Below are 25,828 nucleotides of genomic sequence, written 5' to 3'. Positions count from 1 at the left end.
AAGAGAACTGTAAACAAAACCCTGACCTAGGATAGGTCAGGGTTTCAAGAGCTTATAAGAGATCATCAAAAGCGTCTTCCTGCTGGTCCGTACTTCCCTGCGCATCGACTTCGATGGTGTAGGATTCACGGACCGCCTTCTCAAGATCTTCCGAAAAGTCGGTATTGGATTCGTAGTAATTTGCATTCGCTCTTGTCGGTTTTGTTTTCGGCGCTTTTGGTACGAAGACCGTACAGCAGTCTTCAAATGGACGGATCGAAATATCATACGTTCCTATTTTCCGGGAAATATCAATGATTTCAAGCTTATCCATCGCTGCAAGTGGACGGATCACAGGGTAATTGGTTACTTCATTGATGGTGTTCATACTCTCCATCGTCTGGCTGGCCACCTGACCAAGACTTTCGCCTGTCGTTATGGACAGAATTCCCTGCTGCTCCGCGATTTTCTCACTTATTCTCATCATCATCCGTCTCGTAATCGTCATGCTGTACCCGGACGGCATTTCACGGTGAATCTTCTGCTGAACAGCTGTGAACGGGATGACATGGATTTTCACCTTGCTTCCGAACTTAGCCAGTTCCTGGGCAAGATCAATCACTTTCTGTTTCGCACGTTCACTCGTATAAGGCGGAGAATGGAAGTGGACCGCTTCAAGTTCCACCCCGCGCTTCATCGTCAAATAACCGGCCACAGGACTGTCGATTCCTCCGGAAAGCATCAGCAGACTCTTTCCTGTCGTACCCGCCGGAAGACCGCCGGCTCCCGGATAATCACGTGCCGTGATGAGGACACCTTCGTGGCGGACCTCCACTTTGATCTCTACGTCAGGATGGTGGACATCGACCGTGACACCGTCTGTGTTCCTAAGGATATGCCCGCCAAGCATCGGGTTGATTTCCTGGGATGGAAGCGGGAATGATTTGTCCGTTCGCTTGGAAGAGATTTTAAAGGTCCGGGCTCCCTCAGCATCACGAAAAGCCAGCAGAACAGCATCTTTCATCGCTTCCTCTGTCTGCTCAACCTTCACAGCAAAGCTCAGGCTGTGAATCCCAAATACCTTCTGGCACGCTTCCATAACCTTCTGAGGATGCTCTCCATTTAAGTGTACATACATACGCCCCTGGGTCTTTTCAATCGTCGTTTCAGGGAACTCCTTGAGTTTACCCGACAAATTGTACTTCAGCTTCTGTTCAAATAACTTTTTATTTTTTCCTTTTAACGCCATTTCACCATAACGGATCATAATACGATCGAATTTCATTGATTGCTCACCTCATTGCAGCTTGTAAGTGATGGACAGCTTCATCCAGTGCATCTACAAATTGTTTAATATCCTCTTCCGTATTCTGTGAAGAAAAACTGACTCTTAACGCTGATGTGGTACGGTCATAATCAAAATTACAAGCCTTCAGGACAGCACTCACATCCGGCTGCTTGGAGGAGCAGGCGGACTTGGTCGAAATATAAATTTCTTTCTCCCCTAATGCGTGGATGACCACTTCAGGTTTCAAGCCGGGGATAGAAAAATTCGTAATGTGGGAAACGCCATCCTCTGGAGAGTTCAACACACAATAGGACCGTTTCCTTAAGGCTTCCCTCAGCCGGGATCTCAACTTCCATAAATGGTCCCGGTGGTGGTGCTCTTTTTCCTTCAGGATGCGGAGGGCTTTAACAAAGGCTACCGTTCCAGGGAGGTTCTCGGTACCCGCTCTCAATTCAGCTTCCTGGCTTCCCCCATGAAGCATTGGGAATAAGGAAACACGCTTCCGGACAAGAAGGGCTCCGGTCCCTTTCACACCATGAATTTTATGACCCGAAATGGTACACAAATCAATGCCCCATTCATTCATGGGAAGATCGATTTTACCAAGTCCCTGGACATGGTCTACATGAAAGTGAATTTTCGGATGTGCTTTCAGTTTCTGTCCGATGTCCTTAATGGGCTGAATGGAACCCAGCTCGTTATTTACAGACATCACACTGACTAAAATGGTATCCGGCCTGACGGCATTCATAACAGCTCCAGCATCTACAAGGCCGTTTCGATTTACATCTATATAGGTAACTTCAAAGCCCAATGACTCCAAGGCTCGAAAAGCTTCCATGACAGATGGGTGCTCAATAGAAGTTGTAATCAGATGTTTTCCTCTATTTTGATGCTGCAGAGCCACCCCTTTCACCGCCATATTGTTCCCCTCTGTACCACCAGAGGTAAAGATCACCTCATTCGGGTCCACATGCAGCAGACTGGCTGCCTGCTTTCGGGAACGATCAAGCAGCCGCTCCACTTCACTTCCCAGACTGTGAATGGAGGAAGGATTGGCGAAATACTGCTCTGCGGCTTTCTGGAAACTTGCCAGCACTTCCGGATAAGGCTGGGTCGTCGCGCTGTTATCCAAGTATATCATTGGCTTTGACTCCTTTTTTTCAAATTGCAGTCCATAATTCTACCACACCAACGGCAGAAATGAAACAGCCGGCCCCCGCCGCAGCCCCGCAAAAAAAGGCATCTGCAGGACTGCAGATGCCTTTTTCACCGGAAGACGGCTTATTCCATTGAATCCAAATGTTCCAGGATCGTATCTATACTCAGCTTTCCATCTTCCGTCACATCATCCACCCAGGACTGCGTGTATTCCATGCTTCCCAAAATATCTTCAGGCTGACCTGATAGGATGACGGACGGGTTCTCACTATCCGTCTGCTTCATCAGCTTTTCCTCCACTCCGTCGTCCAGCCGGCTGTAGCTGTGTTCCGATGCGGGAAGACGTCCGCTGTCACCAGGCAGGAGGAGAAAAACAAGTACTGTTGTCCATAGGAGGACGACACCTGCGGATAAGCCTATTAGCAGTTTTTTTCTCATGCATCCACGTCCTAGACAAGCATTTCTTCTTCTGCTTCCATTTTCTCAAGCGCTCCGGGGTCTACTTCTTTTACCGCTTCAGCCGCCAGAGTTAAAGCTTCGTCATACTGATAGGAGCGGAATTTCTCTTCAGCTTCAAGCAGCTTAGCCGCCAGCAGTGGATGCTTGCTCCGATATCGATTCCCATGTTGGATGAGGCGCTCTGATAAATGAGCTTTATCCATTACCTTTTCAGCATCGTTTCTCAGTTTTTCCACCAGTTCAACCGCTTCGTCTAAAGATGCGTGAACATCATTCATATCCAGGGGCTGTTTCTCCAGGTTTTGAAAAACTTCATCCACTTTTTCACTCGCTGCTTTCATATCTTCAAAGATAAAAACAGGAATTCCCGGGATATTACTCCTCTTGAGACGACGGTGGGTTTCCATCAACAGCTCTTCCATTTTTCTCAACTGCTGCTTCGCCTCGCGTTCGTCTTTCCTCAGGTTTTCCACCCGCTCCTGGAAGAATGCATGTTTCTCCTGGAGGTCAGCGGTCTGTTTCTGCAGCTGTTCCAGATCATCACGCAGTTCGGAATAGGCGGTTTCCCCATCCTGGCGCTTGAATTCGAGACTGATCATTTTCTTTCTCAGCTGATTGAACCAGTTTTTCAATCCTTGGTGGGATTCCACATCATCTTCTTCGAGCTGATAGGTTACAAGCAGCTCATTCAGTTCTTGTTCTGTCACACTCAACATGCTTTCCAGCTCATCCAGCTTCGCTTTAAGAGGTTCAAACTGTTTTTCTACATATTGATGAGCAACGGCTTCGCCTTCCAGCACCTGATACATCTCCTGGATCCTGGACTCAATGGCTTCTACAGCTTCCTGAACATCGGATTGATCCCCTTGCTCCAGCTTTTCAAAAGCTTCAGTCAGTGTGCGCTCATGTTTATGTATTTCCGGCAGAAATTCGAAATGGGTAATCCGATAGCCTTCTGCTTTCATTTCCTCGATTCCGCTTTTCAACTCCCTCAGCTGTTCCGGAAGTTCAACTTTCACTTTACGGTACCGTTCGGGGAAAGCTTCTACATCCTCCTGAAGCAGGACGGTCTCTTCCTTAACGGTCTGCACCAGTTTATTGGCCTCCAGGTAATCCCCCTGCTCTGTCAGCTGTTCAAACTGGGACAGCTTTTCTTTCTGTGCATCCACCCTTTTTTCAAAAAAACTGACGGCTTTCCCGTACTGGTGACGGTTCTGGATCAGACGTTTCGTCAATTCTTTCAATTCAGGAGCGATGGATTCAATTTCCACACGGCTCTCTTTTTCAGAGTTCAGAAGATATTCCAATTCTGTCAGCATCGTTTTTATATCTTCTTCAATCGATTCCAGTTTCTTTTCAGTATTTTCAATCACGGACCTGACTTTCTTCAGCCGGTATTTGTCGGCCGCTTCCTCTGCGTCAAAAAGGTATTCTTCCAGTTCGGGCAGTTCTTTTGTAAGGATTTGATCCCAACGTTCACGCCATGTTTCGAACTTTTCTTGTGTCTCGCCGGAAAGGTTCAGGTTTTTTACTTTGGATAATTCCTCCGTTACGCGCCGGTTCATAATATCCATTTTCCAACCTTCCAGACGATCCACTTCATCATAGACCTTTTTACGCCAAATCAGCCCGATGATGAACATTGCAATAAGTAGTAATATAGCCCCTATGACGTACTTCATAAATAGCCTCCTTACAATAAACATGTCCTACGGATGAATTACGTTCCGATATGTGATTTAGTTGTTTATAATGATACCATGTAAAACAGCCTTTTGGCTAAATTATTTCAAAATTATTAGTGTACTGACAAAAAATTCTATTAAAGGAGGACGGCCGGATGAAAGATGGTCACATCCATACTCCCTACTGCCCTCACGGGTCGAAGGATTCGCTTGAAAGTTATATAGAAAATGCCATAAAAGCAGGATATTCGGCGTTGACGTTCACCGAACACGCTCCTCTTCCTGATTCCTTTACAGATCCCGCACCAGCTAAAGACAGCAGCATGACAATCGAAGACCTGGAAAACTACCTGGCGGATCTGGCCGGGCTGCAGAAACAATACAAAAAGGACCTCACGATTTTGAAAGGACTCGAAGTGGATTATATCGAAGGGTACGAGAAGGAAATCTCATCGTTTCTTGACACCTATGGTCCGGAACTGGACGACAGCATCCTCTCCGTCCATTTTCTCAAAGGGAACAGGGCGTGGTACTGTATCGATTACAGTCCGGATATGTTCGAAGAGGCAGCGGCAGACTTCGGAAGCATAGAGGCTCTCTACCACGCCTATTACAAAGCCCTTGCCCAATCCGTTCGAACCCCCTTAGGCTCTCATAAACCAAAACGGATCGGCCACATGACTTTAGTAAGGAAGTTTCAGAAGCTTTATCCCGGTCCGGAAGAATGGCCGGCCAGTGCTTCCCGCTTTTTGGCCCTGGTCAGGGAACATGGCTTTGAACTCGATTATAACGGGGCAGGAATGAAAAAAAACCACTGTAAAGAAACCTACCCGCCGCTTGCCATCGCCCGGGAGGCTTCTTCCATGGGAATTCCATTGATTTATGGATCGGATGCCCATACCGCTTCTGCTTTGAAGCAGGGCTGGGACGCTGTTGATCATTCCTTGATCAAACCCTGGCCGCGATAAGCTGTACTGATTGATGTTCATTCATTAAGTCGCTGTATACCTCAACAAAATGGTCAATGGAGGCTTCTGTAATAAACGGATCTTTAAATTCATGAGGCATCGTGAAGGGGGCATTCAAGAGCCCCTTCAGCTGTAAAAGGCAGAGCTTCTCTTTGAAGGTCACTTCAATGTGGGAATGTTTATCAAATAAAATCTGCGTGAACAAATGATTTTCCTTAGCCAGATAGGTGACGAGCATTTCCCTGGCGAAAACGGTATTCAGGGAAAGCTCCCGGTTTAAGAGACAGGATAGTTGATAATGAGTCTGTTTATAATGTAGAATTTGCTTCACTAACGAATGAAGACGGCTGCCATCCTCAGAGGGCTGCTCACTTTCAAGCATTTCAAGATAGGGTTCAAAGTAACTGACAGCGAGCGATTCAAAAAGGCCCTGCTTGCTTTTGAAGTAGTAATGGATCAATGAAACATTCACATTGGCTGCCTTAGCAATATCTCTGACCGATGTTCCATTAAACCCCTGGCTGTAGAATAGGCGGCAGGCTACGTCCAACACTTTGTTGCGTGTTCCATTCGGTCGATTCATTATTTTTTCCCCCTCGGGATAGGATTCTCTATAATCTTGGGAAATCCTGCTTAGAATCGCCCTGCAAATCCCGACAAATCTCCCATGTTTTGTCGAATAAAAATGATTAGGAGGTCTATGATGTTCCAATCCATGACTTATTCAGGTACAAAAGAGCAGCAGTATGATCTGCTTAATAAGCAGTTGAAAGCCTTGATCGAGGATGAAAAAGATGCTGTGGCCAACCTTTCCAACGCATCGTCTCTGCTCAACCAGTTCCTCGATGATGTAAACTGGGTCGGCTTTTATGTATGGAAAGAAGACGAGCTTGTGCTCGGACCATTCCAGGGTATGCCCGCCTGTGTACGCATCCCCTCTGGAAGAGGCGTATGCGGGACAGCCGTCGCTGAAAGAAAAGTTCAGCGCGTAGAAGATGTCCACGCTTTCCCGGGCCATATTGCCTGCGATGCAGCCAGTCAGTCCGAAATTGTCGTTCCCATTGTTAAAAACGGAGACATTTACGGCGTTCTGGATATCGACAGTCCTTCTAAAGGCCGCTTCGATGAAGTGGACGAGCAGAAGCTGGTCGAGTTCGTGGAAACTCTACAACACTATATTTAATAGACAAAAAAGTCCCGTTCTATAAAAGAACGGGACTTGTTATATCTATCTCTCCTTTGAACTCGCTGATACCAAGAACATATAGGTTAAATATCTGGATCATTTTTTTTAGTGCAGTTCCGTCCTGCTTTTTTTGCTTGATAGAGGGCGCGGTCGGCTTGAAGGATAAGCGCTTTCCTTTCCGGTCTGCCATGTATCGCTTTCCAGGAGGCAAACCCGCAGGATACGGTGACCCCTGGATGGGTCTCTGAAGCGATTCGCTCACGGATACTTTCCGTGATTTGAAAGGCCTCTCCTGCACTGGTCGAAGGGAAATACACGGCCAGCTCCTCCCCACCCCAGCGCGCGGCCAGGCCGGAAGAACCAGCCATTTCCTCCTGGATCACCGCCGCAGCCTGGCAGATGACTTCGTCTCCTGTCTGATGTCCATACGTGTCATTCACCGCTTTGAAATGATCGATATCTACCAATATTAAATGCCCCTGCTCATCTTCCTTGATGTGCTTATCCAAACGATCATCCAGATAAATCCTGGAATGAAGTTTTGTTAAGTAATCGGTGATCACTGTTCGTTCCAGTTCCTCTTGAAGGATGGAATTGGCAAAGGCTAGAGCCGAATGTTGAACAAGGGACTGCAGAAGCTTAAAGGAATCAAAGGAGAAAAAAGACGGTTTCTTATGCAGGACGACCGCAAACCCGGTTTGTTGTTGATGATCCTTCATGGGAACCGCCATCAGTGATCGGTAAGGATGAAGGACATCCGCACTCTCCCCATGAAGATCACTGATAAAAACCGGACCGCCGCCCTCCCTTTCGAACAGCGATTGGATAGCTGAAACTTCTTCAAGATTGAAAACCGACGCGAAGTAGTTGGAACTGCCTTCCAGGACGCTCGCTCCCCCTTCCCCTGCATAGGTAAGAAAGCCTGCCTCGTCTGCTTGAAAAACTTCCTGGATCTGTTCTACCATAAATGCCGCCTTTTCCGACAGTTTGGTATAGGAATTCAAACGCCGGGAGGCTGCGGTAATAATTTGGAGGTCATTATTCTGTTTCCGGGCCTGCTCATATAAACGTGCATTCTCAAATGCCTTTCCCGCCGTACCGGCAATTTGTATGAAGAACTCCACCTCTTTCCCCCTGATAGGAAGGGTATAGGGAATAGTAATCTGAAGCACGCCATACACGCCCTGCCTCCCTTTAAGCGGTGCATATAATAAGAACTCCTGCCCATTCGGATTTTCAATGATTCGAAATTCCCCTGTGATAAAAGCCTGAAGACCCGGATTGCTGCTGAAGCTTTCATTATAGGAGAGGACGTACACAGGCAGGTCAGCCATTTCCTCAAACTCCTGAGAAAGGTGAAGATGGTATTGAAAGGATGGGTACACTTCAGAAAGCGTCGCAATGATCTCCTTTAACACGGTTTGTATATCAATAGAGGAATGAAAGTGAGCGGTCACATTCAAAAGACTCTCAAACATTCTCTTCTCTTCCTTCATCGTATAAAAGGCATCCGCTTTTTCTATAATCTTCTCCAAGCTTTCAGCTGCAGCTTTCAGATCGGAGGAAGGCATCAGAGAAGAAGCTTTAGTTCTGTAAGTGAAAGCCAGATACCCGACGACTTCTCCCATTTTTTTCAAAGGAAGGACAATCACCTGATCATCATGACCAGGTTGTGTCAGCATATGCCGCTTTATAGAAGGAGCAGGCATCTCCTCTTCCGGACCGGGTGCAGCAGCCATGGCAAAGGATTGATGAAAATAGACGGGTGTATCGTCTTGTCTGTAAAGCTGATACACGCCTCTCCATTGATGAAACATGTAGCAGGCTGTGCCCTCTGCGTGCATAAAATCCTTCATTTCCTTCATCAGCCTGATGAGGAATGGTTCAAACGCAGGGGGCGTCTCAGTCATCATCCATTCAAAGAGACGACTGTTCAAGCGGTTAAACTTCATTTCCATAGAGCATGGGACACTCATCCGATTCACCTGTCTTCCCGCACACACTTTTAAGTATATTGTACCATCTCTTTATACCCAAAAACAGATATGTATATGTAAAAAATGACAATCCATTGTGCTGTGACAGCAGACACGCGGTATACGTTGAAAATCTTTAATAAAAAAGCAGAGAACACCTTGACTTCCTCTATTATTCTTTATATAATATTCGTTGTGTAAAATAAATGGCAGCCTATGTGAGCCGCCGTTGTTATCATTTTGTTCCTCTAAGGAGGTGCATCGTGTAACCCTCTGCTGCTGGGGCGATGGTGCATGAAAACATAATGAGCAATGGAAGCAGGACACACTGTTTTTATTTTATGCGAAATAAAATAAAAAGGAGGAAATTCCTATGGCACGATATACAGGTCCAACTTGGAAAAAATCACGTCGCTATGGTATTTCTTTAAGCGGAACAGGTAAGGAGCTTGAAAAGCGCCCTTACGCACCAGGACAACACGGTCCTAACCAACGTAAAAAACTTTCTGAATTCGGTCTTCAGCTTCAAGAGAAGCAGAAGCTTCGTTTCATGTACGGCTTGACTGAGCGTCAATTCCGCCGCATGTTCGAAGAAGCCGGAAATATGAAAGGTATCCACGGTGAGAACTTCATGATTCTTCTTGAATCTCGTCTGGATAACCTTGTGTACCGTCTCGGTCTTGCACGTACACGCAGCCAGGCGCGTCAGCTTGTTACACACGGTCACGTTACTGTTAATGGCGGCCGCGTTGACATTCCATCCTACCGCGTAGCTCCTGGTCAAGTGATCAGCCTTCGCGAAAAATCTCAAAAGCTTAACGTCGTAGAAGAAGCGATCGAAGTGAACAACTTCGTTCCAGAATACCTTACTTTCGACGAAGACAAGCGTGAGGGTACGTACACTCGTTTCCCTGAGCGTTCTGAGCTTCCATCTGAAATCAACGAAGCTCTTATCGTTGAATTCTACTCTCGTTAATAGCTTTTCAAAAAAACCGCCTTTCCGGCGGTTTTTTTATTTATCCTTGATGCTTAAAGATTTCTTGAAGAAAACACGGGCGTCATCCCTTCCTACTTCCTCCCATCCCATGGTTGTATAGAACGCTGCATTTTCTGTCAGGAGTACATGCGTGGCCAGGCGCATTTCCACACACCCATGATCAAGCGCCTGCTGCTCTGCAAAATCCAAAAGCTTCCGACCTAACCCCTGTCCTTGATAATCCGGATCAACAGCAATGTTGGCGACCTGTGTGCAGGAGAAATCAAACGTAAGAATAACAGCACCTATGATTTCCCCTTCCCTTTCTATTACCCATACGGGATAGGAGGCGATCTCTTCTTCATAATCTACTTCCATTGGTGGAAGTCTTTTTCCTTTCATCCGTTCTTCATAAACCCTGTATGCTTTTTGCATACAAGTTTTCAACTGCGGCGCATCTCCTGCTGCAGCTTCTCTTATCAACCCTTGGTTTTCACCCATCGATTCATCGTGCCTCCCGGTTTCATTATAGAAAAAAGCAGGGGGATCCCTGCTTTTTTAGTGATATTAGTAACGGATAAGGAAATACTTCTTCTTCCCTCTACGAATGATTGTAAAGCGGTCTTCCATCCGTTCTTCCTGCTGGATGGTATGTTTCAAATCCTGGTTCCGCTCCCCATTGATGTAAATTGCACCGTTGCTGATATCTTCCCGCGCCTGGCGCTTGGACGATGAGATCCCGGCATCTACCAACAAATCAAGCAGCTGAGGGTCTTTGGATTCAGACGTAAAGGACGGGACATCTTTAAAGCCTTGTTCAATTTCTTCCCCTGTGAGAGCTTTGATATCGCCGCTGAATAAAGCTTCTGAAATACGCTCCGCCTGCTGAAGTGCTTTTTCATCATGGACAAGCTTCGTCATTTCCTCTGCAAGTCGGCGCTGCGCCAAACGTTTTTCCGGACGCTCCTGAAGCTCTTTTTCAAGTGCTGAAATTTCATCCATGCCCATGAATGTAAAGACCTTCAAGTAACGGATCACATCACGGTCATCTGCATTGATCCAGAACTGGTAAAACTCGTATGGAGAAGTTTTTTCAGGATCAAGCCAAACCGCTCCACCCGCAGTTTTTCCGAATTTGGATCCATCTGCTTTCGTAATAAGAGGAACAGTCAGTCCGTAAGCTTCTACTTCTTCCTCCCCCGCTGTAGAACGGCGCAGAAGTTCAAGACCCGCTGTAATGTTTCCCCACTGATCACTGCCGCCGATCTGCAGCGTACAGTTTTCTTTCTGATACAGCTGTTGGAAGTCCAGGGACTGTAGAATCATGTAGCTGAATTCTGTGAAGCTGATCCCCTGTTCAATCCGGGATTCCACGGAATCCTTTGCCAGCATGTAATTGACGCCAAAGTGCTTCCCTGTATCCCGCAGAAAGTCGATGATTGACATTTGAGAAAGCCAGTCGTGGTTATTGCGTGCGACAGCAGCATTTTCCCCATCATCAAAGTTAAGGATCTTAGCAAGCTGATCCTTGATACGGTCGCTGTATCCTTTTACAACATCAGCACTGTTCAATTGACGTTCTGATGACCGTCCGCTTGGGTCTCCGATCATCCCTGTTCCACCACCGACAAGAGCAATCGGACGGTGACCCGCTACTTGGAACCTTTTCAACATCAGTACAGGAAGCAGGTGGCCGATATGCAGGCTGTCAGCCGTTGGGTCAAACCCACAGTACAATGTCACCTGATTGTTCTCCAAATGCTTTTGCAGGCCTTCTTCATCCGTCATTTGATTGACCAGTCCCCGCTGATGCAGATCCTCTAATAAATTCATTACAAACACTCCTCTACTTGTCATAACTTCCATTAAGCTGTGGTTTCAGATTCGGAACACAAAAAAGACCCCATCCCTGAAAAAGGGACGAGGTCTTCGCGGTACCACCCTTGTTGCACATAAAACGTGCCACTTCTATCGATAACGGTTTCCACCGTCTTCTGATTCCTACCAGAAGATGCTCCGGGTCGTAATTCGAAATCCAATATGTACTGACTCGCACCAACCGTCAGCTCTCTGCAACAGGGATCTTCATTCTACTTCAATCCATCCACGCACACTTATGAAACTATGTACTATATTTAACACATCCCAGAAAAAAATGCAACAAAATCCCCAAGTCCCGTCGTGTCTTAATACAGAGGGGTATGTTATAATATTGTTGGATTTTTTAGGAGGTTTTATTCATGTCTAATAACCAGAAGAACGGTCGAAATAAGATAGATTTCCGCTCTTTATGGGAGCAGGGGCGTATACAGAAAAACACTCGGATCACATACGATGTCGTTTGGAACGTCATCTTATTTTTTATCATTATCGGTGTGATCGGTTTGTTTTTCGCCGGCGGTGTCGGAGCTGGATACTTTGCCTCCCTCGTAAAGGATGAGCCGGTACGGAGCCAGGCGGATATGGAAGATGATATTTACAATTATTCGCAGACGTCGACGATGTTATTCACGGACGAAACAGAAATTGGAGATGTCAGTTCCGACCTGTACCGGGAGGTCGTTGAGCTCGATCAAGTCAGTGATTATTTAAGAAATGCCGTGATCGCTACGGAAGACGAGTATTTCAAAGAGCACCAGGGTGTTGTCCCGAAAGCCGTCATGCGTGCGGTCGTTCAGGAAGTGACGAACTCCTCCGTGAAAACCGGTGGAAGTACACTGACTCAGCAGCTCGTTAAAAACCAGATTTTAACGAACGAAGTATCATTTGAGCGGAAGGCCAAGGAAATGCTCATTGCCCTCCGGATCGAGCGTTTCTTTGAAAAAGAAGAAATACTCGAAGCTTACTTGAACATCGTCCCGTTCGGGCGGAATGCGAACGGGCAGAACGTAGCGGGTGTACAGACAGCTGCCCAGGGCATCTTCGGCGTAAATGCCGGTGAACTCTCCTTGGCCCAATCGGCTTTTATTGCCGGCCTGCCACAATCCCCCTTCGGTTATACCCCTTTCAACAATGATGGGACGATTAAGGACGAAGAAGGACTGGAACCCGGCATAGACCGGATGCACGAAGTGCTCGAACGTATGCTGGAAGCGGAATACATTACAAAAGCGGAATACGACGAGGCGATGACTTTCTCGTTGAACGATGAAACGCTGGCTGATGCTAAACCAACAGCAATCAGCCAATACCCCGCCATCAACCAGGAAGTACAGAGTCGTGCTAGAGGTCTCATTAAAGATTACTTAATGAAAGAAAACGGTCATACTCAGGAAGACCTGGACGATGATGAAGAACTGGCCCGGGAGTACGATGAACTGGCGGAGCGGGAAATGTCCTCCGGCGGTTATCAAATCCATACAACACTGGATAAAGAAGTTTATGATGCGATGCAGGATGTAAAAGACTCCTATTCATCCAACTGGCCAGTGAAAACCGTTCCCATCCGTGATGAAAACGGAGATCCTACAGGGGATACCAAAAATATTTCCCTCCAGCTTGGCAGCGTAATAATAGAAAACTCCACAGGGAAAATTCACGGGTTTATTGGCGGACATGACTTTGATGAGACAAACCTTAACCATGCCACACAGGCCTACCGTTCCAACGGTAGTACGATGAAGCCGCTGCTCGTCTATGGTCCGAGCTTTGACATGGGGGCTGCCCAGCCGGGGTCCGTTATTGCCGATGTCCCTTATTATTACGGCAGCGGTACAGAGGTAAGGAACTTCTCCAGAAGCCATAAAGGCTTTGTCAGTGCCCGATATGCGCTGGCCCAGTCCTATAATGTGCCGGCTGTTAAACAGTACAATGAGATTAAGAGCGATAACCCAGTCAAAAGTTATTTAGAGAAAATGGGGATGAAGGATCGATTACACAAGGATGACTATACGAATGAATCCATGGCCCTCGGCGCATTAACCTACGGCATATCCGTCGAGCAGAATGTGAATGCATTTGCTACTTTTGCCAACATGGGTAAATTCGTCGATGCGTATATGATTGAAAAAATTGAAACGAAAGACGGGGAGACCGTCTATCAGCATGAAGCGGAAGAAACAGAGGTGTTCAGTCCGCAGGCCTCCTACCTTACCCTGGATGTCATGAAAGATGTACTCGATTACGGGACAGGCTCCCGTGTACGCGGGCTGCTCGCTAACCGCGGTGTCGAGTGGGCGGGTAAAACCGGGACATCACAGGCAACGAAAGATTCCTGGTTTGTTGCTACGAACCCGAATGTCTCTGTCGGAATGTGGACAGGGTTTGATGAAGGCAACATGCAGAACATGAACTACAACCAGCGGACACAGGGGCTGTGGGCCGATGTAGTCAATGCAGTCACGGAATTACGTCCGGAACTGATGGCTCCAAGCAATGATTTCGAGAACCCGGGCGGGCTTGTAACGAGTTCCTACTGTGCGACATCAGGAATGCTGCCTTCTGACTTATGCTCGTCCGCAGGCCTTGTAGACAGTGACATTTTTGATGCCGACTATGCTCCATCAAAAGTCGATGACAGCCTGATCGGCGGCGACTTCGTACGCGTGAAAGATAAATTGGTTATCGCTGGACCGGATACTCCGCGTGAATTCGTCAAAGACGGCGGCGGTGTCACATTGAGTCCTGAATGGCTGGAAGAGGAAGGGTTGACTTCCTCTGAAGAATTAAGTGAATTAATTCCTAATTCATCTCGATGGAGCAATGTAGCTCTGCCTTCCTCTTCTTCCATCGGATCAACCGTGTCGTCTATTGATAATGATGGCAATGCGCCCTCCGCTCCGGGATCGGTTTCTGCCAGCGGGTCAACCATCAGCTGGAATGCATCCGGAAGCAGCGATGTCGTCGGGTACCGGGTCTACCGCGCTTCTGAGCCGGGTGGCAGCTATTCCCTGCTTGGCAGCACAGTGAACACGTCGTACAGCCTTTCAGGCGAAGGTGTCTACGCGGTTCGATCGGTGGATTATTTCGGTCAATCATCCAGTCTTTCCTCTTCCGTGACGGTCGGAAATCCAGGGGCGCCGGAGCCTGAACCGGAGCCGGACCCTGAGCCGGAACCGGAACCAGAGCCGGAACCGGAACCAGAGCCGGAACCAGAAGAGGATACGAATGATTCCAGTAGTGAAAACAGCAGCGAAGGTAACAATGGCAACAACGATGAAAACACGAACGACTCCAATGCAGACGAGTCAAATGAAAGTACAGAAGAGAATAATGATTCCGCTAATGACAATAATCAAAGCGGCGAATCCGATGACTCAGAAGGTAATTCCGATGATGGTTCAAGCGATACACCACCGGAAGAAGACGCAGATAACGAAAACAGCGACGAGTCCAGCGGAGATGAAACAACGGAAAATCAAGAATAAATGAATCAAACCAGCCCATCATGGGCTGGTTTTCTTTTTGGAGAACAATTAACAATCCCATATTTTGTTGTATAATAGAAGCAATCGCTCTATGAATCTCTTTTTCAGGTGGTGACTGAATGAATCATGAAAAAACTTATTACAGCGAATCCTTCAGCTCTGAGCATGGGCCGATTATTGTTGAAGGACCGCTGACATCAGAAGAATTATCACATTTTACGTTTAACGAAGGCCTTGTCGCTTTCCGACCGCCGGAAAAACAATTTGAAGCTGTAAAGAGCATCGCGGATTTCGAAGAAGGCCGGATCATCATTGCAAGAAACAGCGAAGAGATCATCGGCTATGTGACCTACCTGCATCCAGACCCCCTGGAACGGTGGTCGGAAGGAAACATGGAAGATTTGATTGAACTGGGCGCCATTGAAGTCAGCCCGAAGTTTCGCGGGTACCGGATTGGCTCACGTCTCTTGAAACTTTCCATGATGGATGACTATATGGAAAATTACATTATCATTTCCACTGAATATTACTGGCATTGGGACTTGAAAGGGACAGGGCTGAACATATGGGATTATCGAAAGGTCATGGAAAAGATGATGGCTGCAGGCGGATTGACCCCTTCCCCCACCGATGATCCTGAAATCATATCCCACCCAGCCAACTGCCTTATGGTCAGAGTAGGCAGCCGGGTTCCTGAATCATCAGTAGAGACATTTGATCAACTGCGCTTTTTAACGAGGCACCGAAATCGCCAGCTGAGGAGGTAGCGGAATTGTTAGTAGAAGAAATCATGAAGGACCAGGTGATTACACTTACTCCGGATGAAACGATTGAAACAGCGTTGAAACTTCTCCATGAACACCATATCCGGCATATCCCTATTATAGACGAGGACCGGGCTGTCATAGGTATTGTTTCTGACCGTGATGTCAGAGATGCCAGTCCATCGATTTTGGAAGAAGACACCGGACAGGAGGAACTGCAGTATCCGATCCGCTCCATCATGACTTATCCGGTGACGACCGTACACCCTCTTGATTTTGTCGAAGAAACAGCTTCCATCTTTTATGAACAGGAAATTGCCTGTGTTCCTGTCACCAGAGACGGAAAACTGGTCGGAATTGTAACGGAAAAAGACATGCTCTATACGTTGATTCAATTAACGGGCACCCACGTCCAGAGTTCCCAGATTGAAGTGAAAGTCATGAACAAACCAGGGATTCTTCCTCAAGTGACGCAAGTATTCGGAAAACGCAAAGTGAATATCAGCTCCATCCTCATTTATCCTTACAAGCCGGATGCCAAGTACAAAGTCGTCGTGGTCCGGATTCAGACGATGAACCCACTTCCCACCGTTGAAGATCTGGAGGAAGCAGGCTATGAAGTTTTGTGGCCTAAGAAGCCGGAGAGTCCCTATGACTTGTAAAGCAGGATTTGTATACTCCAACGATTTCACTTCCTATCGGTTCCGGGATGACCATCCTTTCAATCAGATGAGAGTCGTCCTGGCAAAGGAACTTCTGGATGCAGCAGGCATGCTTGAGGAAAATCACTTGATCACTCCCAGAATGGCAACAGAGGAAGAACTCCGTCTTGCCCACAGTCCAGCATATATCCAGGCGGTGAAAAAAGCATCAGAAGGTAAATTGTCGGAAGAGGAAGGGCTTGAATACGGAATAGGAACAGAAGATACCCCAATGTTTGAAGGCATGCATGAAGCTTCACAGCTGCTTGTAGGCAGTACATTGTCTGCTATTGATGCGGTTCTTGACGGTGATGTCACACACGCCCTTAATCTGGGAGGCGGCCTTCATCATGGATTTGAACGCAAAGCCTCAGGCTTCTGTATTTACAATGACGGAGCCGTAGGTATTAAATACATCCGCCGGAAATACGATTACAAGGTCCTTTATGTTGATACAGACGCTCATCACGGGGATGGCGTACAGTGGGCCTTTTACGATGATCCCAACGTCTGTACACTGTCCATCCACGAAACAGGGCGGTACCTGTTTCCCGGTACAGGACATGTGAATGAACGAGGATTGAAAGAAGGATACGGATATTCTTTTAACCTGCCAATCGATGCCTTCACTGAGGATGAGTCATTTCTGCACGTTTATGAATCCGCTTTCAAGGAAATTACCGATTATTTCAAGCCCGACATCATTATTACGCAGAACGGGGCGGATGCTCATTTCCTTGATCCTCTGACCCATCTAAGCTCAACGATGGCCATTTACGAGCGCATACCTGCAATTGCCCATGAACTGGCTCATCAATACTGTGAAGGGCGCTGGGTGGCACTTGGCGGGGGCGGATATGACATCTGGCGTGTTGTCCCGAGAGCTTGGGCTCAAATTTGGAAAGTTATGTTGGAAGAAGAACCTTTTACAGGTCCCCTCCCTGTCGAATGGCTGAAGAAATGGGAAAAAAAATCCCCCGTTTCTCTACCCGATGCATGGAACGATCCACCAGACGCTTTCAAACCTATACCGAGAAGAGAAGAAATTACAGAAAAGAACAATAAGCTGTTGGAAAAAGCACTGCAGCTGATTCATAACCAAAAGAAATTCAATTCCTTGTAGTAAAAAAAGCCACTACTTATGTAGTGGCTTTTAAGATCCGGAATTTTCGTAAGCCGGATCTAAAATGACAATTTCAACCCTTCGGTTCCTGCTCCAGTTCTCCTCAGAATCATTAGGAGCGACCGGTCTCGTCTCTCCGTAAGCAACAGCGGTAAACCTTTTCGGGTCCATGTCCTCCGTGTTATCCAGGATATACCGGATAACACTGCTCGCCCGTGCTCCGGACAATTCCCAGTTTGAAGGATAGCGGTAGCTGGAAATCTGACGGTTATCCGTATGCCCTTCCACTTTGACAAAGTTCGGAATGTTTTCAAGCAGGGTGCCTACCTTGGATAAGAACGGCTTAGCCTGGTCCAGAATTTCTGCCTCACTTGTTTCAAAGAGCAGCTGTTCTTCAAGAACGAGGACGACGCCGCGGTCGGAATTTGTCGCAGCAATAATGTCGCTCAAATCGTTTTCCTTCAGGTATTCATCGATCTCCTGCTTCAGTTCATCCAGGTCCTGCTCCTTTTCCGCTTCAGCCTCACTTGATTGTGAAGGTTCCGCTTCTTCCGGCGGCATGTCAAATTCATTATTCTTTTCACCGTTTTCCTCTATCTCAGCCTGATCAGTGGGATTCTCGTTTTCCACAGCAGAAGGATAAAAGTCCAGGATCATCCGGTTTCGGAAGCTTTCTGCTATCGCCTCAAATTTATCGAGGTTAATCTGGGACATGGAAAATAAAAGAATAAAGAATACAAGGACAAGGGTGATCATGTCTGCATATGTAGTCATCCATTTGGGTGCGCCGTCCTGCTTCTTCTTTTTAGGTCTACGCCTCATTGGCTGCTTCCCCAAGTGGATCGTTTTGTTCTTCGTCTTCCAGAGTCTTCTTATCATTTTCAGACAGGAATGCTCCCAATTTTTCTTCCAGAAGTTTCGGGTTCTGGCCGGACTGGACGCCGATGACCCCTTCGATGATAATCTGCTTCATGAACACTTCCTGGTCCGTTTTGTTCTCAAGTTTCCCCGCCATCGGAATGAAAACAAGGTTGGCGAGCAGTGTTCCATAGAAAGTAGTAAGAAGAGCGACGGCCATTTTAGGACCAAGCTCTTCCGGGGTGGATAAGCTGGAAAGCATCAGGACAAGACCAATCAGCGTTCCAATCATTCCCCAGGCAGGAGCATATTCCCCCGCCTTTTCAATAAGAGCTCTTCCTTTTTGGTGCCGCTCTTCCACAGCGGAAATCTCCGCATTCATAATTTCATTAATGACATCAGGCTCTACACCGTCAACAGCCAGAAGAATCCCTTTCCTTATAAAAGGATCCTCCACTTCCTCAAGCTCAGCTTCCAAGGCAAGCAGCCCTTCCCTCCGGGCCCGCTCAGAAAGTCTCACGAAGAGGCTGATCAGCTCTCTCAGGTTCATGCTGCTTTCTTTGAAGGCTTCCTTCGTCACACGGAAGGTCAGCTTCACTTCAGTAAGATTGAAGTTCACGAGAATAGCGGCGGCCAGCCCTCCCAGCACAATCACGATAGAGGATATTTGTATAAAGGAGGCGGCCCCTCCGATGCCTGCGTTGGACATGATTCCAACCATAACCATAGCAAATCCAAGAGTAATTCCTATGGGAGTCATTAAATCTTTTTTTGTCATTTCACTCTCTCCTCAGTTCGAACAAGTACCTTTTAGTACATATATCGGTACTATTTCTGCTGAGTTGAGTTTCTTTCAATAATTCGGTGTGGAAGAACCACGTTCTGTTCCTCTACTTCTTCTTTGTTCATGAATTTCGTAAGCAGACGCATGGCCACTGCTCCGATGTCATACATTGGCTGTACAACAGTGGAAAGCGTTGGACGCACCATGGTAGCCAGACGTGTATTATCAAAACCGAATACTTCCATATCCTCAGGTACACGAATGCCGCGGTCCTGCGCTCCGTGAATAACCCCGAGGGCCATTTCATCAGAAGAAACGAAAACGGCTGACGGCTGTTCGTCCATCTCAAGGATCTGCTCAAGCGCTTCATGACCGGAATCGTAGGAATAATCTCCAGTTACGATGTATTTGTCAGCATCCTCGACGCCCTTTTCACTCATGGCACGTTTGAAGCCTGTCACTTTTCTTGTATTGATTAATGTATTCTCCGGTCCGGAAATGAAGGCAATCCGCTCGTTATTGGAGTCCAGAAGCATCTTCGTTGCATCATAGGCCGCTTCTTCATAATCAATGTTTACAGAAGGCGTTTCCTGAGTCTCATCAACAGTCGCCGCCAGCGCAATCGGTACAGAAGACGTCTTGAACTCACGGATGTGGTCATCGGTAATGTCGCCACCCATGAAAATCAGTCCATCCACCTGCTTGCCGAGCATGGCATTGATCAAATGAAGCTCTTTGTCTTTGTTCTGGTCTGAGTTACTTAAGATAATGTTATAGTTGTACATGGTTGCGATATCTTCAATTCCCCGTGCCAATTCTGCGAAGAAAATGCTGGAGATATCCGGAATAATGACACCCACTGTCGTTGTCTTCTTACTCGCAAGACCTCTCGCTACTGCGTTTGGACGGTAGCCGAGCCGTTCAATCGCATCATGTACTTTCTTTCTTGTGGCGGGTTTCACATTCGGGTTCCCGTTGACGACCCGCGAAACGGTTGCCATTGAAACGTTAGCTTCGCGTGCTACATCATATATTGTTACATTCATCTAATTTCCTCCTCATCGAATCCTGTCGTACCGTAGTACTTATAAGAACAATCATACGACAGATCGCCTGCCTGCGCAATAATCATACGGTTCTCTAGAGTTTGTACCCTATCCATTATAACGGATTCCTAAATTCGTGCAAAAGGTTACTTATAGTCTTCCTGATTTTTTTAGAAACTATGAATAAAAAATAAGACAGGCTGTTTGATCAGCCTGTCTTTATCTTTTTTCTCCGTTATTTTTTCAGTTCTTCCATGAAGGCGTGGAAGGTCGGAATATCCATCTGCTGAGCTGAATCCGAAAGAGCAACAGCCGGATCCGGGTGAACTTCAGCCATGACACCATCGGCACCGACAGCGATTGCTGCTTTCGCTGTAGGAAGCAGCAGGTCGCGACGGCCGGTTGAGTGCGTTACATCCACCATGACCGGCAGGTGGGTTTCCTGCTTAAGGATCGGGACAGCGGAAATGTCCAATGTATTCCTTGTTGCTTTTTCGTAGGTGCGGATACCGCGCTCACAGAGAATGATGTTTTCATTCCCACGTGAGATGATGTATTCAGCTGCATTGATGAACTCGGCAATCGTTGCTGACAATCCACGTTTAAGTAGTACCGGCTTGTTCACAGAACCTGCGGCTTTCAGAAGCTCGAAGTTCTGCATGTTACGGGCACCGATTTGAATGACATCCAGGTATTCCAGAGCTTCTTCCAGGTCTCCTGGGTTCACGATTTCACTGACGACTGCAAGTCCCTGCTCATCTGCCGCCTGTTTCAAAATCTTCAATCCTTCCAGACCAAGTCCCTGGAAGTCATATGGAGAAGTTCTCGGCTTGAAGGCTCCACCACGAAGCAGTGTCAGACCTTCTGCTTTCACAGCTTTGGCCACTTCAGATACCTGCTCGTAGCTTTCCACCGCACATGGCCCCATAACAAAGGAAGGTGTGCCGTTTCCGACTTGTTCTCCTTTTATTTCAACGACTGTATCTTCAGGCTTTTTCTTCCTGGATACAAGCAGTGCTTTACGGTGGTCATCTTCCTGCAGTTCCAGCGCTGCTTTGAAGATTTCCTTGAATAAATGTACGATTGTTGAATCCTCGAAAGGTCCATCATTGTGCTGGGACAACTGGTCCAGCATCGCTCTCTCCCTTACTGGATCGAAGCGGTTCATCCCCTGCTGTTCTTTGATCTGACCAATTTCCTTTACCAGATCACCGCGTTTATTGATTAAACTCAAAAGGTCTAAATTAACCTTATCCAACTCGCTGCGCAACTGGTCAAGCTTTTGATTACTCATGCTTACGTCCCCCTACAATGATATTTGATAATTAGAATCATAAGTATTATGAAATAATTAGGGACAATTATAGCTAACTTTTTGAATATTGTCATCCCTTTGAAAGTGTTTTCATGAAAAACTGGCTAAAAAGTTGGAGGAAGGATCAAGCTTATCTTGAACCTTCCTCCATAAAACCCTGTTCTTATGCTGTGACTTCTTTCAGCTGATCTGCTGTAATTGCGCCATGGCTGTCGTGCCATACCACCTGCCCGTTTTTAAAATAAAGGGCCTGTGGCGATTCATGCTGGACATCGTATTCCGCAGCAATATGATTGGACAAATCTCTTGCCTCCTGGATATGAAGAATGTAGCACGGTACATCCGCTCCGTCGGTGAACTGCTTATATTGGTGATGAGCAAACGTGCTGACCGGGCATGTTAAACTGTGCTTGAGCAGGATAAATGCCTCTTTTTCGCTAACCACCTGTTCAAATGCCTGTTTGTCTTGAATCACTTCGATTGTCATTTCTATTCCTCCTAAAAGAAAGATGGAGACTGCGGACAGTCTCCATACTGTGTCAAATATTTGTCGATGTCGTAGAGTCCTGCTGTCTTTCCAGCTCCTGAGCAGCTTCCTCGATGGCTTCAGCTACTTCCTGAGCGGCTCTTTCCGCTTCATCTTCTTCATTTGTACGGATGTTTTTCACTTTGTCCTTCATCAGTCCGCTCCACTCCTGAGATTTTTCAGAAACAGATTTTGTCAGATGGGAAGAGGATTCAACAGCACGGTCTTTCCATTCTCCGCCCTTTTCATAAGCGACATCCTTCCACTCGCCGGCACGCTCTCTCAACTCCCCGGAGCCTTGATTGATGTTCTCGCGCAGTTCACGTCCGGATTTCGGAGCAAAGAGCAAGGCAACAGCTGCACCGACTAAACCGCCGATCAGCGAACCCAGTACAAAATCTCTACCATTATTTTGTTCTTTGTTTTGTTGTCCCATGTTAATTCCTCCTTATGAATTCTTATCTTCTTTCTTCGCTTTCTTCCAAAGGCTGATCGCCACCTGCCCCCACTTGACTGCCTGGGCAGCTGAGTCTGTGTGCTCATTGGCTGACTGAGTAAAACCCTTGGATACAGAACGTATGGATTGGTTAAATTCCTGTACGGTATCCCCTATACCCTTTACACCATCAACTAATGTATTAAGTTTCTGCGATTTCTCGCCTACATCCTCAGCCAGCTTATTCGTTTTATTCAACAGCTCAGTGGTCTCAAGAGTGATGCCTTCCATTTGTTTCTCTACACCCTCAAGGGTATCAGCTACGTTGTTCATTGTACGGCGTACAGCCGTTAACGTTCTTGCTAAGAAAATTACAAGAACAGCAAAAGCCACTGCTGCAATTAAAGCAGCAATGTAAAGGATATTGATCATTCCCCCTGCACACTCCTTCTTATGTAATCAACACAGTTTAGTTATTGCCCTAATCAGGCTTTTCCTAAACGTGAAGGCTGCTTATAAATGGACATATTCGCTATCTTAAACATAATATCCTTTTTTATCAGCCAATTTTCTACTTTTATTGAAAAAACATGCGGCTTTTCAAAGTTGAAAGCCGCATGCCTGCTTAATTGTACTGCTTTTCGTAAGCGTCCTGGAACTTTTGAATATCCCCGGCTCCCATGAAAAGAAGAACAGCATCATCATACTCGGCCAGCTGCTGCGTTTCATCCAGTTGAAGGACCTTGGATTCAGGAATCAGCTCCTGCAGATGGTCAATGGTCAGTTTTCCGCCATTTTCACGGGCCGAACCAAAGATATCGCACAAGTATACATGATCCGCTTCCTTCAAGCTTTCCGCAAACTCGTTCAAGAACGTTTTCGTCCTTGTAAAAGTATGGGGCTGGAAAATAGCGATGACCGGTCGATCGGCATATTTCTTACGGGCTGAGTCGATGGTCGCTGTAATTTCGATCGGGTGATGGGCATAGTCATCGACAAGAATCTGATTATGCCAGACCTTTTCGGTAAAGCGGCGCTTTACACCTTTAAATGTGGCAAGCTTTTTGATCTGCTCCGGCTGCATCTGCTCATAATGGCAGAGAGCAATCACGCTGAGGGCATTCAAAACGGTGTGGTTTCCGTACTGCGGGATCGTGAATGTATCATAAAAGTTGTTGCGCACAAACACGTCAAACGTCGTTCCATCTTCACCTTCACGGATATTCTGAGCCTGGAAATCGTTCGTGTCAGCCAGTCCATAGTAAAGGACAGGGACGTTGGCCTGAATATGCTGCAGATGCTCATCATCCCCGCACGCAATAATCCCTTTCTTCACCTGTTTTGCCATCTGTTGAAAGGCCTGGAAAACATCCTCCACACTTGAGAAGTAATCCGGGTGGTCAAAGTCAATGTTTGTCATGATGGCATAATCCGGCTCATAAGCAAGAAAATGACGGCGGTACTCGCATGCTTCAAAAGCAAAGTATTGACTGTCTTCATGGCCCTGCCCGGTTCCGTCCCCTATCAGGAAGGACGTCGGGTAGTTCTCTGTCAGCACATGTGCAAGAAGGCCGGTTGTCGACGTTTTCCCGTGTGCGCCTGTGACAGCTATACTTGTATACTTCTGCAGCCACTCACCTAAAAAATCGTGGTACCGGTAAAACGGCAGACCTTTCTCCCTGGCTGCCACGATTTCTTCATGATCGTCCCCAAAGGCATTTCCGGCAATAATCGTCTGGCCGTCAGTAATGTTTTCTTCTGAAAAAGACATGATCTCTATATTTTTAGCTTCTAGTACGTCTTGTGTAAAAAAGCGTTTATCTACGTCTGATCCTTGAACTTTCTCGCCCGAGTCGTGGAGAATCTGGGCAAGCGAACTCATTCCAGTTCCTTTGATACCAATGAAATGGTAAGTTGTCATAAACAAGAACCTCCAAAATAAAGTGGGTCACTTTAGGTATAGTATATGTAACGAGGATCGATCTGCGCTTCACCTCTCTGCACAGATGAGTCCTTGTCTGCATTTCCTTATCTTATCACGGAAATCGCTTTAGAAAAAGCAGGACCTGCCGGGAAGGCACCAACGAGGATCGTCCGCACCTTCCAAACTGCTATTCGGCTGGTCCTGTATATTCTACATATTCCAGTCTTGGATTCGGTTTGAAACGACGGCCTTCCTTGGCTTCCGCTTCGCCATCAATGATGACGTTATCCCCCGTAAATCCGATTCCTATCTTCAAGAGGCTTCCACCTACTCCATACATATCAACAGGAACTTTTTTCTCTTCAAACGCGCGGATACGTTCCTTCGTGAACCCGCCGCTCACGACAATCTTCACATGACGGAATCCTTCCTGATCCAATGCCCGGCGCAAGGCAAAGATTAATTCAGGATTGACCCCTCTCGGATCAAATGTCCCCATCAGATGCTGATTTCTCAGGAAATATTTGTCCACGAGATTCCTTGACGTATCCAGGCGGACGCCTTTCAACTCGTCTCCGAATTCCCGGGCAACGCTAAGGGAATCTGTAATGACATCATTATTATAATCAACGAGAGCCATGAGCTGATCGTCCGGGAATTGTTCATGATAGGCTTTTGTAGCCGCGACTACATCACCTTTAAACATTTGGATCAGCGCGTGGGGCATCGTGCCCATTCCTTCTTTCCCCCACCATTCATTCATGGCGTGGGTGGCCTGGGCAGTCGATCCCCCGATGAATGCAGAATATCCGTCCCCGGACTGCTGCGTAAAGTGGTCATCCCGGTCTCCCATAAAAATAATCGGTTTTTGTTTGCCGGAGGATCTGGCCGCTTTTACGACATTGTAGACATTGGTGGCCACAGATGTACGCCGGGCCAGAATACCGTCAATGATCCCCTCCAGAAATCCGAAATATTGATAAGGGCCCGTGACTGTAAGAACAGTTTCATACGGACTGATCTTATCGCCATCTTTCAGGGAATGAATCTCCAATTCCTCCGGATGGTCCGCAAAGGTATGGATAAGGGCAATCACTTCATCCGTCCCGCATAAAACGGCATGATCCTTCTGGAAAAACTGCATCGTCACCTTATTATCAGGAAGGTGGCTTTTAACGATATCCCGGGTCTTCAAAAAATAGACGGCAGAGAACCAGCCTTCAGCAACGCGTTCATCAAACTTGAATGTCTTGTTGGTCAGTCGGCTGATCTCCCCATTTAATTTAAGTGCAATTTCCTTCATGGCT

The 25,828-nt window shown here is 46.9% G+C and carries 24 protein-coding genes and 1 other annotated feature; of the genes, 7 read left to right on the top strand and 17 right to left on the bottom strand.

What is annotated here, in order from left to right:
* Window positions 1–52: 52 nt before the first annotated feature.
* The 4 genes from thiI to ezrA all read right to left on the bottom strand — a co-directional run bounded on the left by thiI (window position 53) and on the right by ezrA (window position 4,569).
* Window positions 53–1,264 carry a tRNA uracil 4-sulfurtransferase ThiI gene (gene thiI / locus ACXADP_RS06835; RefSeq protein ID WP_474971141.1) on the bottom strand — a complete coding sequence of 404 codons (1,212 nt, stop codon included), beginning with the start codon at window positions 1,262–1,264 and terminating at the stop codon, window positions 53–55.
* Between the two features lie 7 nt (window positions 1,265–1,271).
* Window positions 1,272–2,411 carry a cysteine desulfurase family protein gene (locus ACXADP_RS06830; protein WP_474971140.1) on the bottom strand — a complete coding sequence of 380 codons (1,140 nt, stop codon included), beginning with the start codon at window positions 2,409–2,411 and terminating at the stop codon, window positions 1,272–1,274.
* A gap of 140 nt (window positions 2,412–2,551) precedes the next feature.
* Complete coding sequence (locus ACXADP_RS06825) at window positions 2,552–2,866, bottom strand: hypothetical protein (RefSeq protein ID WP_474969205.1); 315 nt, start codon at window positions 2,864–2,866, stop codon at window positions 2,552–2,554.
* Window positions 2,867–2,877: 11 nt separating this feature from the next.
* Window positions 2,878–4,569, bottom strand: coding sequence for a septation ring formation regulator EzrA (gene ezrA, locus ACXADP_RS06820; RefSeq protein WP_474969206.1), 1,692 nt, complete (start codon window positions 4,567–4,569; stop codon window positions 2,878–2,880).
* A gap of 158 nt (window positions 4,570–4,727) precedes the next feature.
* Between ezrA and hisJ the strand changes: the two genes are divergently transcribed.
* Window positions 4,728–5,540, top strand: coding sequence for a histidinol-phosphatase HisJ (gene hisJ, locus ACXADP_RS06815; RefSeq protein WP_474969207.1), 813 nt, complete (start codon window positions 4,728–4,730; stop codon window positions 5,538–5,540).
* On the opposite strand, the gene refZ is transcribed toward hisJ, so the two are convergent.
* Window positions 5,521–6,123, bottom strand: a complete 603-nt coding sequence (gene refZ / locus ACXADP_RS06810) for a forespore capture DNA-binding protein RefZ (protein ID WP_474969208.1) — start codon at window positions 6,121–6,123, stop codon at window positions 5,521–5,523. The two genes, hisJ and refZ, sit on opposite strands and share 20 nt — an antisense overlap.
* Before the next feature lie 120 nt (window positions 6,124–6,243).
* On the opposite strand from refZ, the gene ACXADP_RS06805 reads away from it, so the two are divergent.
* Window positions 6,244–6,723, top strand: a complete 480-nt coding sequence (locus ACXADP_RS06805; RefSeq protein ID WP_474969209.1) for a GAF domain-containing protein — start codon at window positions 6,244–6,246, stop codon at window positions 6,721–6,723.
* 86 nt (window positions 6,724–6,809) lie between these two features.
* Here the strand turns inward: ACXADP_RS06805 and ACXADP_RS06800 are convergent, their stop codons facing one another.
* The gene (locus ACXADP_RS06800) at window positions 6,810–8,684 is read right to left on the bottom strand and encodes a sensor domain-containing diguanylate cyclase (RefSeq protein ID WP_474971139.1); all 1,875 of its coding nucleotides are present in this window, start codon (window positions 8,682–8,684) and stop codon (window positions 6,810–6,812) included.
* Window positions 8,685–9,075: 391 nt separating this feature from the next.
* Here ACXADP_RS06800 and rpsD point away from each other — a divergent pair, with 391 nt between their 5' ends.
* Window positions 9,076–9,678 carry a 30S ribosomal protein S4 gene (rpsD, locus tag ACXADP_RS06795; RefSeq protein ID WP_027955125.1) on the top strand — a complete coding sequence of 201 codons (603 nt, stop codon included), beginning with the start codon at window positions 9,076–9,078 and terminating at the stop codon, window positions 9,676–9,678.
* A 36-nt stretch (window positions 9,679–9,714) separates the two neighbouring features.
* On the opposite strand, the gene ACXADP_RS06790 is transcribed toward rpsD, so the two are convergent.
* Both ACXADP_RS06790 and tyrS read right to left on the bottom strand, forming a co-directional pair.
* Window positions 9,715–10,179: a GNAT family N-acetyltransferase gene (locus tag ACXADP_RS06790; protein WP_474971138.1), complete on the bottom strand. Its 465-nt coding sequence runs from the start codon at window positions 10,177–10,179 to the stop codon at window positions 9,715–9,717.
* A gap of 66 nt (window positions 10,180–10,245) precedes the next feature.
* Window positions 10,246–11,511, bottom strand: a complete 1,266-nt coding sequence (gene tyrS, locus ACXADP_RS06785) for a tyrosine--tRNA ligase (protein WP_474971137.1) — start codon at window positions 11,509–11,511, stop codon at window positions 10,246–10,248.
* Window positions 11,512–11,591: 80 nt separating this feature from the next.
* Window positions 11,592–11,794, bottom strand: a binding site (T-box leader).
* A gap of 124 nt (window positions 11,795–11,918) precedes the next feature.
* Between tyrS and ACXADP_RS06780 the strand changes: the two genes are divergently transcribed.
* The 4 genes from ACXADP_RS06780 (at window position 11,919) to ACXADP_RS06765 (ending at window position 17,632) form a co-directional block, all read left to right on the top strand.
* Window positions 11,919–15,044, top strand: coding sequence for a transglycosylase domain-containing protein (locus tag ACXADP_RS06780; protein ID WP_474971136.1), 3,126 nt, complete (start codon window positions 11,919–11,921; stop codon window positions 15,042–15,044).
* A gap of 119 nt (window positions 15,045–15,163) precedes the next feature.
* Entirely contained in the window at window positions 15,164–15,811 is a 648-nt protein-coding gene (locus ACXADP_RS06775; RefSeq protein ID WP_474969214.1) for a GNAT family N-acetyltransferase, read from the top strand.
* A 5-nt stretch (window positions 15,812–15,816) separates the two neighbouring features.
* Window positions 15,817–16,470 (top strand): acetoin utilization AcuB family protein, encoded by a 654-nt coding sequence (locus ACXADP_RS06770; protein ID WP_474969215.1) that lies wholly within the window; start codon window positions 15,817–15,819, stop codon window positions 16,468–16,470.
* Complete coding sequence (locus tag ACXADP_RS06765; protein ID WP_474971135.1) at window positions 16,460–17,632, top strand: acetoin utilization protein AcuC; 1,173 nt, start codon at window positions 16,460–16,462, stop codon at window positions 17,630–17,632. The genes ACXADP_RS06770 and ACXADP_RS06765 overlap by 11 nt, the downstream gene beginning before the upstream one ends.
* Before the next feature lie 30 nt (window positions 17,633–17,662).
* On the opposite strand, the gene motS is transcribed toward ACXADP_RS06765, so the two are convergent.
* From motS to ACXADP_RS06720, 9 genes are all read right to left on the bottom strand, one after another.
* Window positions 17,663–18,454, bottom strand: coding sequence for a flagellar motor protein MotS (motS, locus tag ACXADP_RS06760; RefSeq protein ID WP_474971134.1), 792 nt, complete (start codon window positions 18,452–18,454; stop codon window positions 17,663–17,665).
* Entirely contained in the window at window positions 18,444–19,268 is an 825-nt protein-coding gene (gene motP / locus ACXADP_RS06755) for a flagellar motor protein MotP (RefSeq protein ID WP_474971133.1), read from the bottom strand. Before motP ends, motS begins: the two co-directional genes overlap by 11 nt.
* A gap of 50 nt (window positions 19,269–19,318) precedes the next feature.
* Window positions 19,319–20,320, bottom strand: a complete 1,002-nt coding sequence (ccpA, locus tag ACXADP_RS06750) for a catabolite control protein A (protein WP_474969220.1) — start codon at window positions 20,318–20,320, stop codon at window positions 19,319–19,321.
* 235 nt (window positions 20,321–20,555) lie between these two features.
* Window positions 20,556–21,614 (bottom strand): bifunctional 3-deoxy-7-phosphoheptulonate synthase/chorismate mutase, encoded by a 1,059-nt coding sequence (locus ACXADP_RS06745; RefSeq protein ID WP_474969221.1) that lies wholly within the window; start codon window positions 21,612–21,614, stop codon window positions 20,556–20,558.
* 184 nt (window positions 21,615–21,798) lie between these two features.
* A complete protein-coding gene (gene ytxJ / locus ACXADP_RS06740; RefSeq protein WP_474969222.1) occupies window positions 21,799–22,122 on the bottom strand; it encodes a bacillithiol system redox-active protein YtxJ in 324 nt (107 codons plus the stop codon).
* Window positions 22,123–22,174: 52 nt separating this feature from the next.
* Window positions 22,175–22,597 carry a YtxH domain-containing protein gene (locus ACXADP_RS06735; RefSeq protein WP_474969223.1) on the bottom strand — a complete coding sequence of 141 codons (423 nt, stop codon included), beginning with the start codon at window positions 22,595–22,597 and terminating at the stop codon, window positions 22,175–22,177.
* 12 nt (window positions 22,598–22,609) lie between these two features.
* On the bottom strand, window positions 22,610–23,029 hold the full coding sequence (locus tag ACXADP_RS06730) for a DUF948 domain-containing protein (protein WP_027955113.1): 420 nt from the start codon (window positions 23,027–23,029) through the stop codon (window positions 22,610–22,612).
* 193 nt (window positions 23,030–23,222) lie between these two features.
* Window positions 23,223–24,518, bottom strand: a complete 1,296-nt coding sequence (gene murC, locus ACXADP_RS06725; RefSeq protein WP_474969224.1) for a UDP-N-acetylmuramate--L-alanine ligase — start codon at window positions 24,516–24,518, stop codon at window positions 23,223–23,225.
* 190 nt (window positions 24,519–24,708) lie between these two features.
* Window positions 24,709–25,824 (bottom strand): nicotinate phosphoribosyltransferase, encoded by a 1,116-nt coding sequence (locus ACXADP_RS06720; RefSeq protein WP_474969225.1) that lies wholly within the window; start codon window positions 25,822–25,824, stop codon window positions 24,709–24,711.
* Window positions 25,825–25,828 lie beyond the last annotated feature (4 nt).

This window comes from Halobacillus sp. AWH4_228 (assembly GCF_056158365.1).
Note: the sequence above shows the minus strand (reverse complement) of the source record. Positions and strands in the feature narration are given on the sequence as shown.

What these genes read in the sequence shown, in the direction of transcription:
- thiI (WP_474971141.1), bottom strand. Translation starts at nt 1,264, where the DNA reads ATGAAATTCGATCGTATTATGATCCGTTATGGTGAAATGGCGTTAAAA.
- ACXADP_RS06830 (WP_474971140.1), bottom strand. Translation starts at nt 2,411, where the DNA reads ATGATATACTTGGATAACAGCGCGACGACCCAGCCTTATCCGGAAGTG.
- ACXADP_RS06825 (WP_474969205.1), bottom strand. Translation starts at nt 2,866, where the DNA reads ATGAGAAAAAAACTGCTAATAGGCTTATCCGCAGGTGTCGTCCTCCTA.
- ezrA (WP_474969206.1), bottom strand. Translation starts at nt 4,569, where the DNA reads ATGAAGTACGTCATAGGGGCTATATTACTACTTATTGCAATGTTCATC.
- hisJ (WP_474969207.1), top strand. Translation starts at nt 4,728, where the DNA reads ATGAAAGATGGTCACATCCATACTCCCTACTGCCCTCACGGGTCGAAG.
- refZ (WP_474969208.1), bottom strand. Translation starts at nt 6,123, where the DNA reads ATGAATCGACCGAATGGAACACGCAACAAAGTGTTGGACGTAGCCTGC.
- ACXADP_RS06805 (WP_474969209.1), top strand. Translation starts at nt 6,244, where the DNA reads ATGTTCCAATCCATGACTTATTCAGGTACAAAAGAGCAGCAGTATGAT.
- ACXADP_RS06800 (WP_474971139.1), bottom strand. Translation starts at nt 8,684, where the DNA reads ATGGAAATGAAGTTTAACCGCTTGAACAGTCGTCTCTTTGAATGGATG.
- rpsD (WP_027955125.1), top strand. Translation starts at nt 9,076, where the DNA reads ATGGCACGATATACAGGTCCAACTTGGAAAAAATCACGTCGCTATGGT.
- ACXADP_RS06790 (WP_474971138.1), bottom strand. Translation starts at nt 10,179, where the DNA reads ATGGGTGAAAACCAAGGGTTGATAAGAGAAGCTGCAGCAGGAGATGCG.
- tyrS (WP_474971137.1), bottom strand. Translation starts at nt 11,511, where the DNA reads ATGAATTTATTAGAGGATCTGCATCAGCGGGGACTGGTCAATCAAATG.
- ACXADP_RS06780 (WP_474971136.1), top strand. Translation starts at nt 11,919, where the DNA reads ATGTCTAATAACCAGAAGAACGGTCGAAATAAGATAGATTTCCGCTCT.
- ACXADP_RS06775 (WP_474969214.1), top strand. Translation starts at nt 15,164, where the DNA reads ATGAATCATGAAAAAACTTATTACAGCGAATCCTTCAGCTCTGAGCAT.
- ACXADP_RS06765 (WP_474971135.1), top strand. Translation starts at nt 16,460, where the DNA reads ATGACTTGTAAAGCAGGATTTGTATACTCCAACGATTTCACTTCCTAT.
- motS (WP_474971134.1), bottom strand. Translation starts at nt 18,454, where the DNA reads ATGAGGCGTAGACCTAAAAAGAAGAAGCAGGACGGCGCACCCAAATGG.
- motP (WP_474971133.1), bottom strand. Translation starts at nt 19,268, where the DNA reads ATGACAAAAAAAGATTTAATGACTCCCATAGGAATTACTCTTGGATTT.
- ccpA (WP_474969220.1), bottom strand. Translation starts at nt 20,320, where the DNA reads ATGAATGTAACAATATATGATGTAGCACGCGAAGCTAACGTTTCAATG.
- ACXADP_RS06745 (WP_474969221.1), bottom strand. Translation starts at nt 21,614, where the DNA reads ATGAGTAATCAAAAGCTTGACCAGTTGCGCAGCGAGTTGGATAAGGTT.
- ytxJ (WP_474969222.1), bottom strand. Translation starts at nt 22,122, where the DNA reads ATGACAATCGAAGTGATTCAAGACAAACAGGCATTTGAACAGGTGGTT.
- ACXADP_RS06735 (WP_474969223.1), bottom strand. Translation starts at nt 22,597, where the DNA reads ATGGGACAACAAAACAAAGAACAAAATAATGGTAGAGATTTTGTACTG.
- ACXADP_RS06730 (WP_027955113.1), bottom strand. Translation starts at nt 23,029, where the DNA reads ATGATCAATATCCTTTACATTGCTGCTTTAATTGCAGCAGTGGCTTTT.
- murC (WP_474969224.1), bottom strand. Translation starts at nt 24,518, where the DNA reads ATGACAACTTACCATTTCATTGGTATCAAAGGAACTGGAATGAGTTCG.
- ACXADP_RS06720 (WP_474969225.1), bottom strand. Translation starts at nt 25,824, where the DNA reads ATGAAGGAAATTGCACTTAAATTAAATGGGGAGATCAGCCGACTGACC.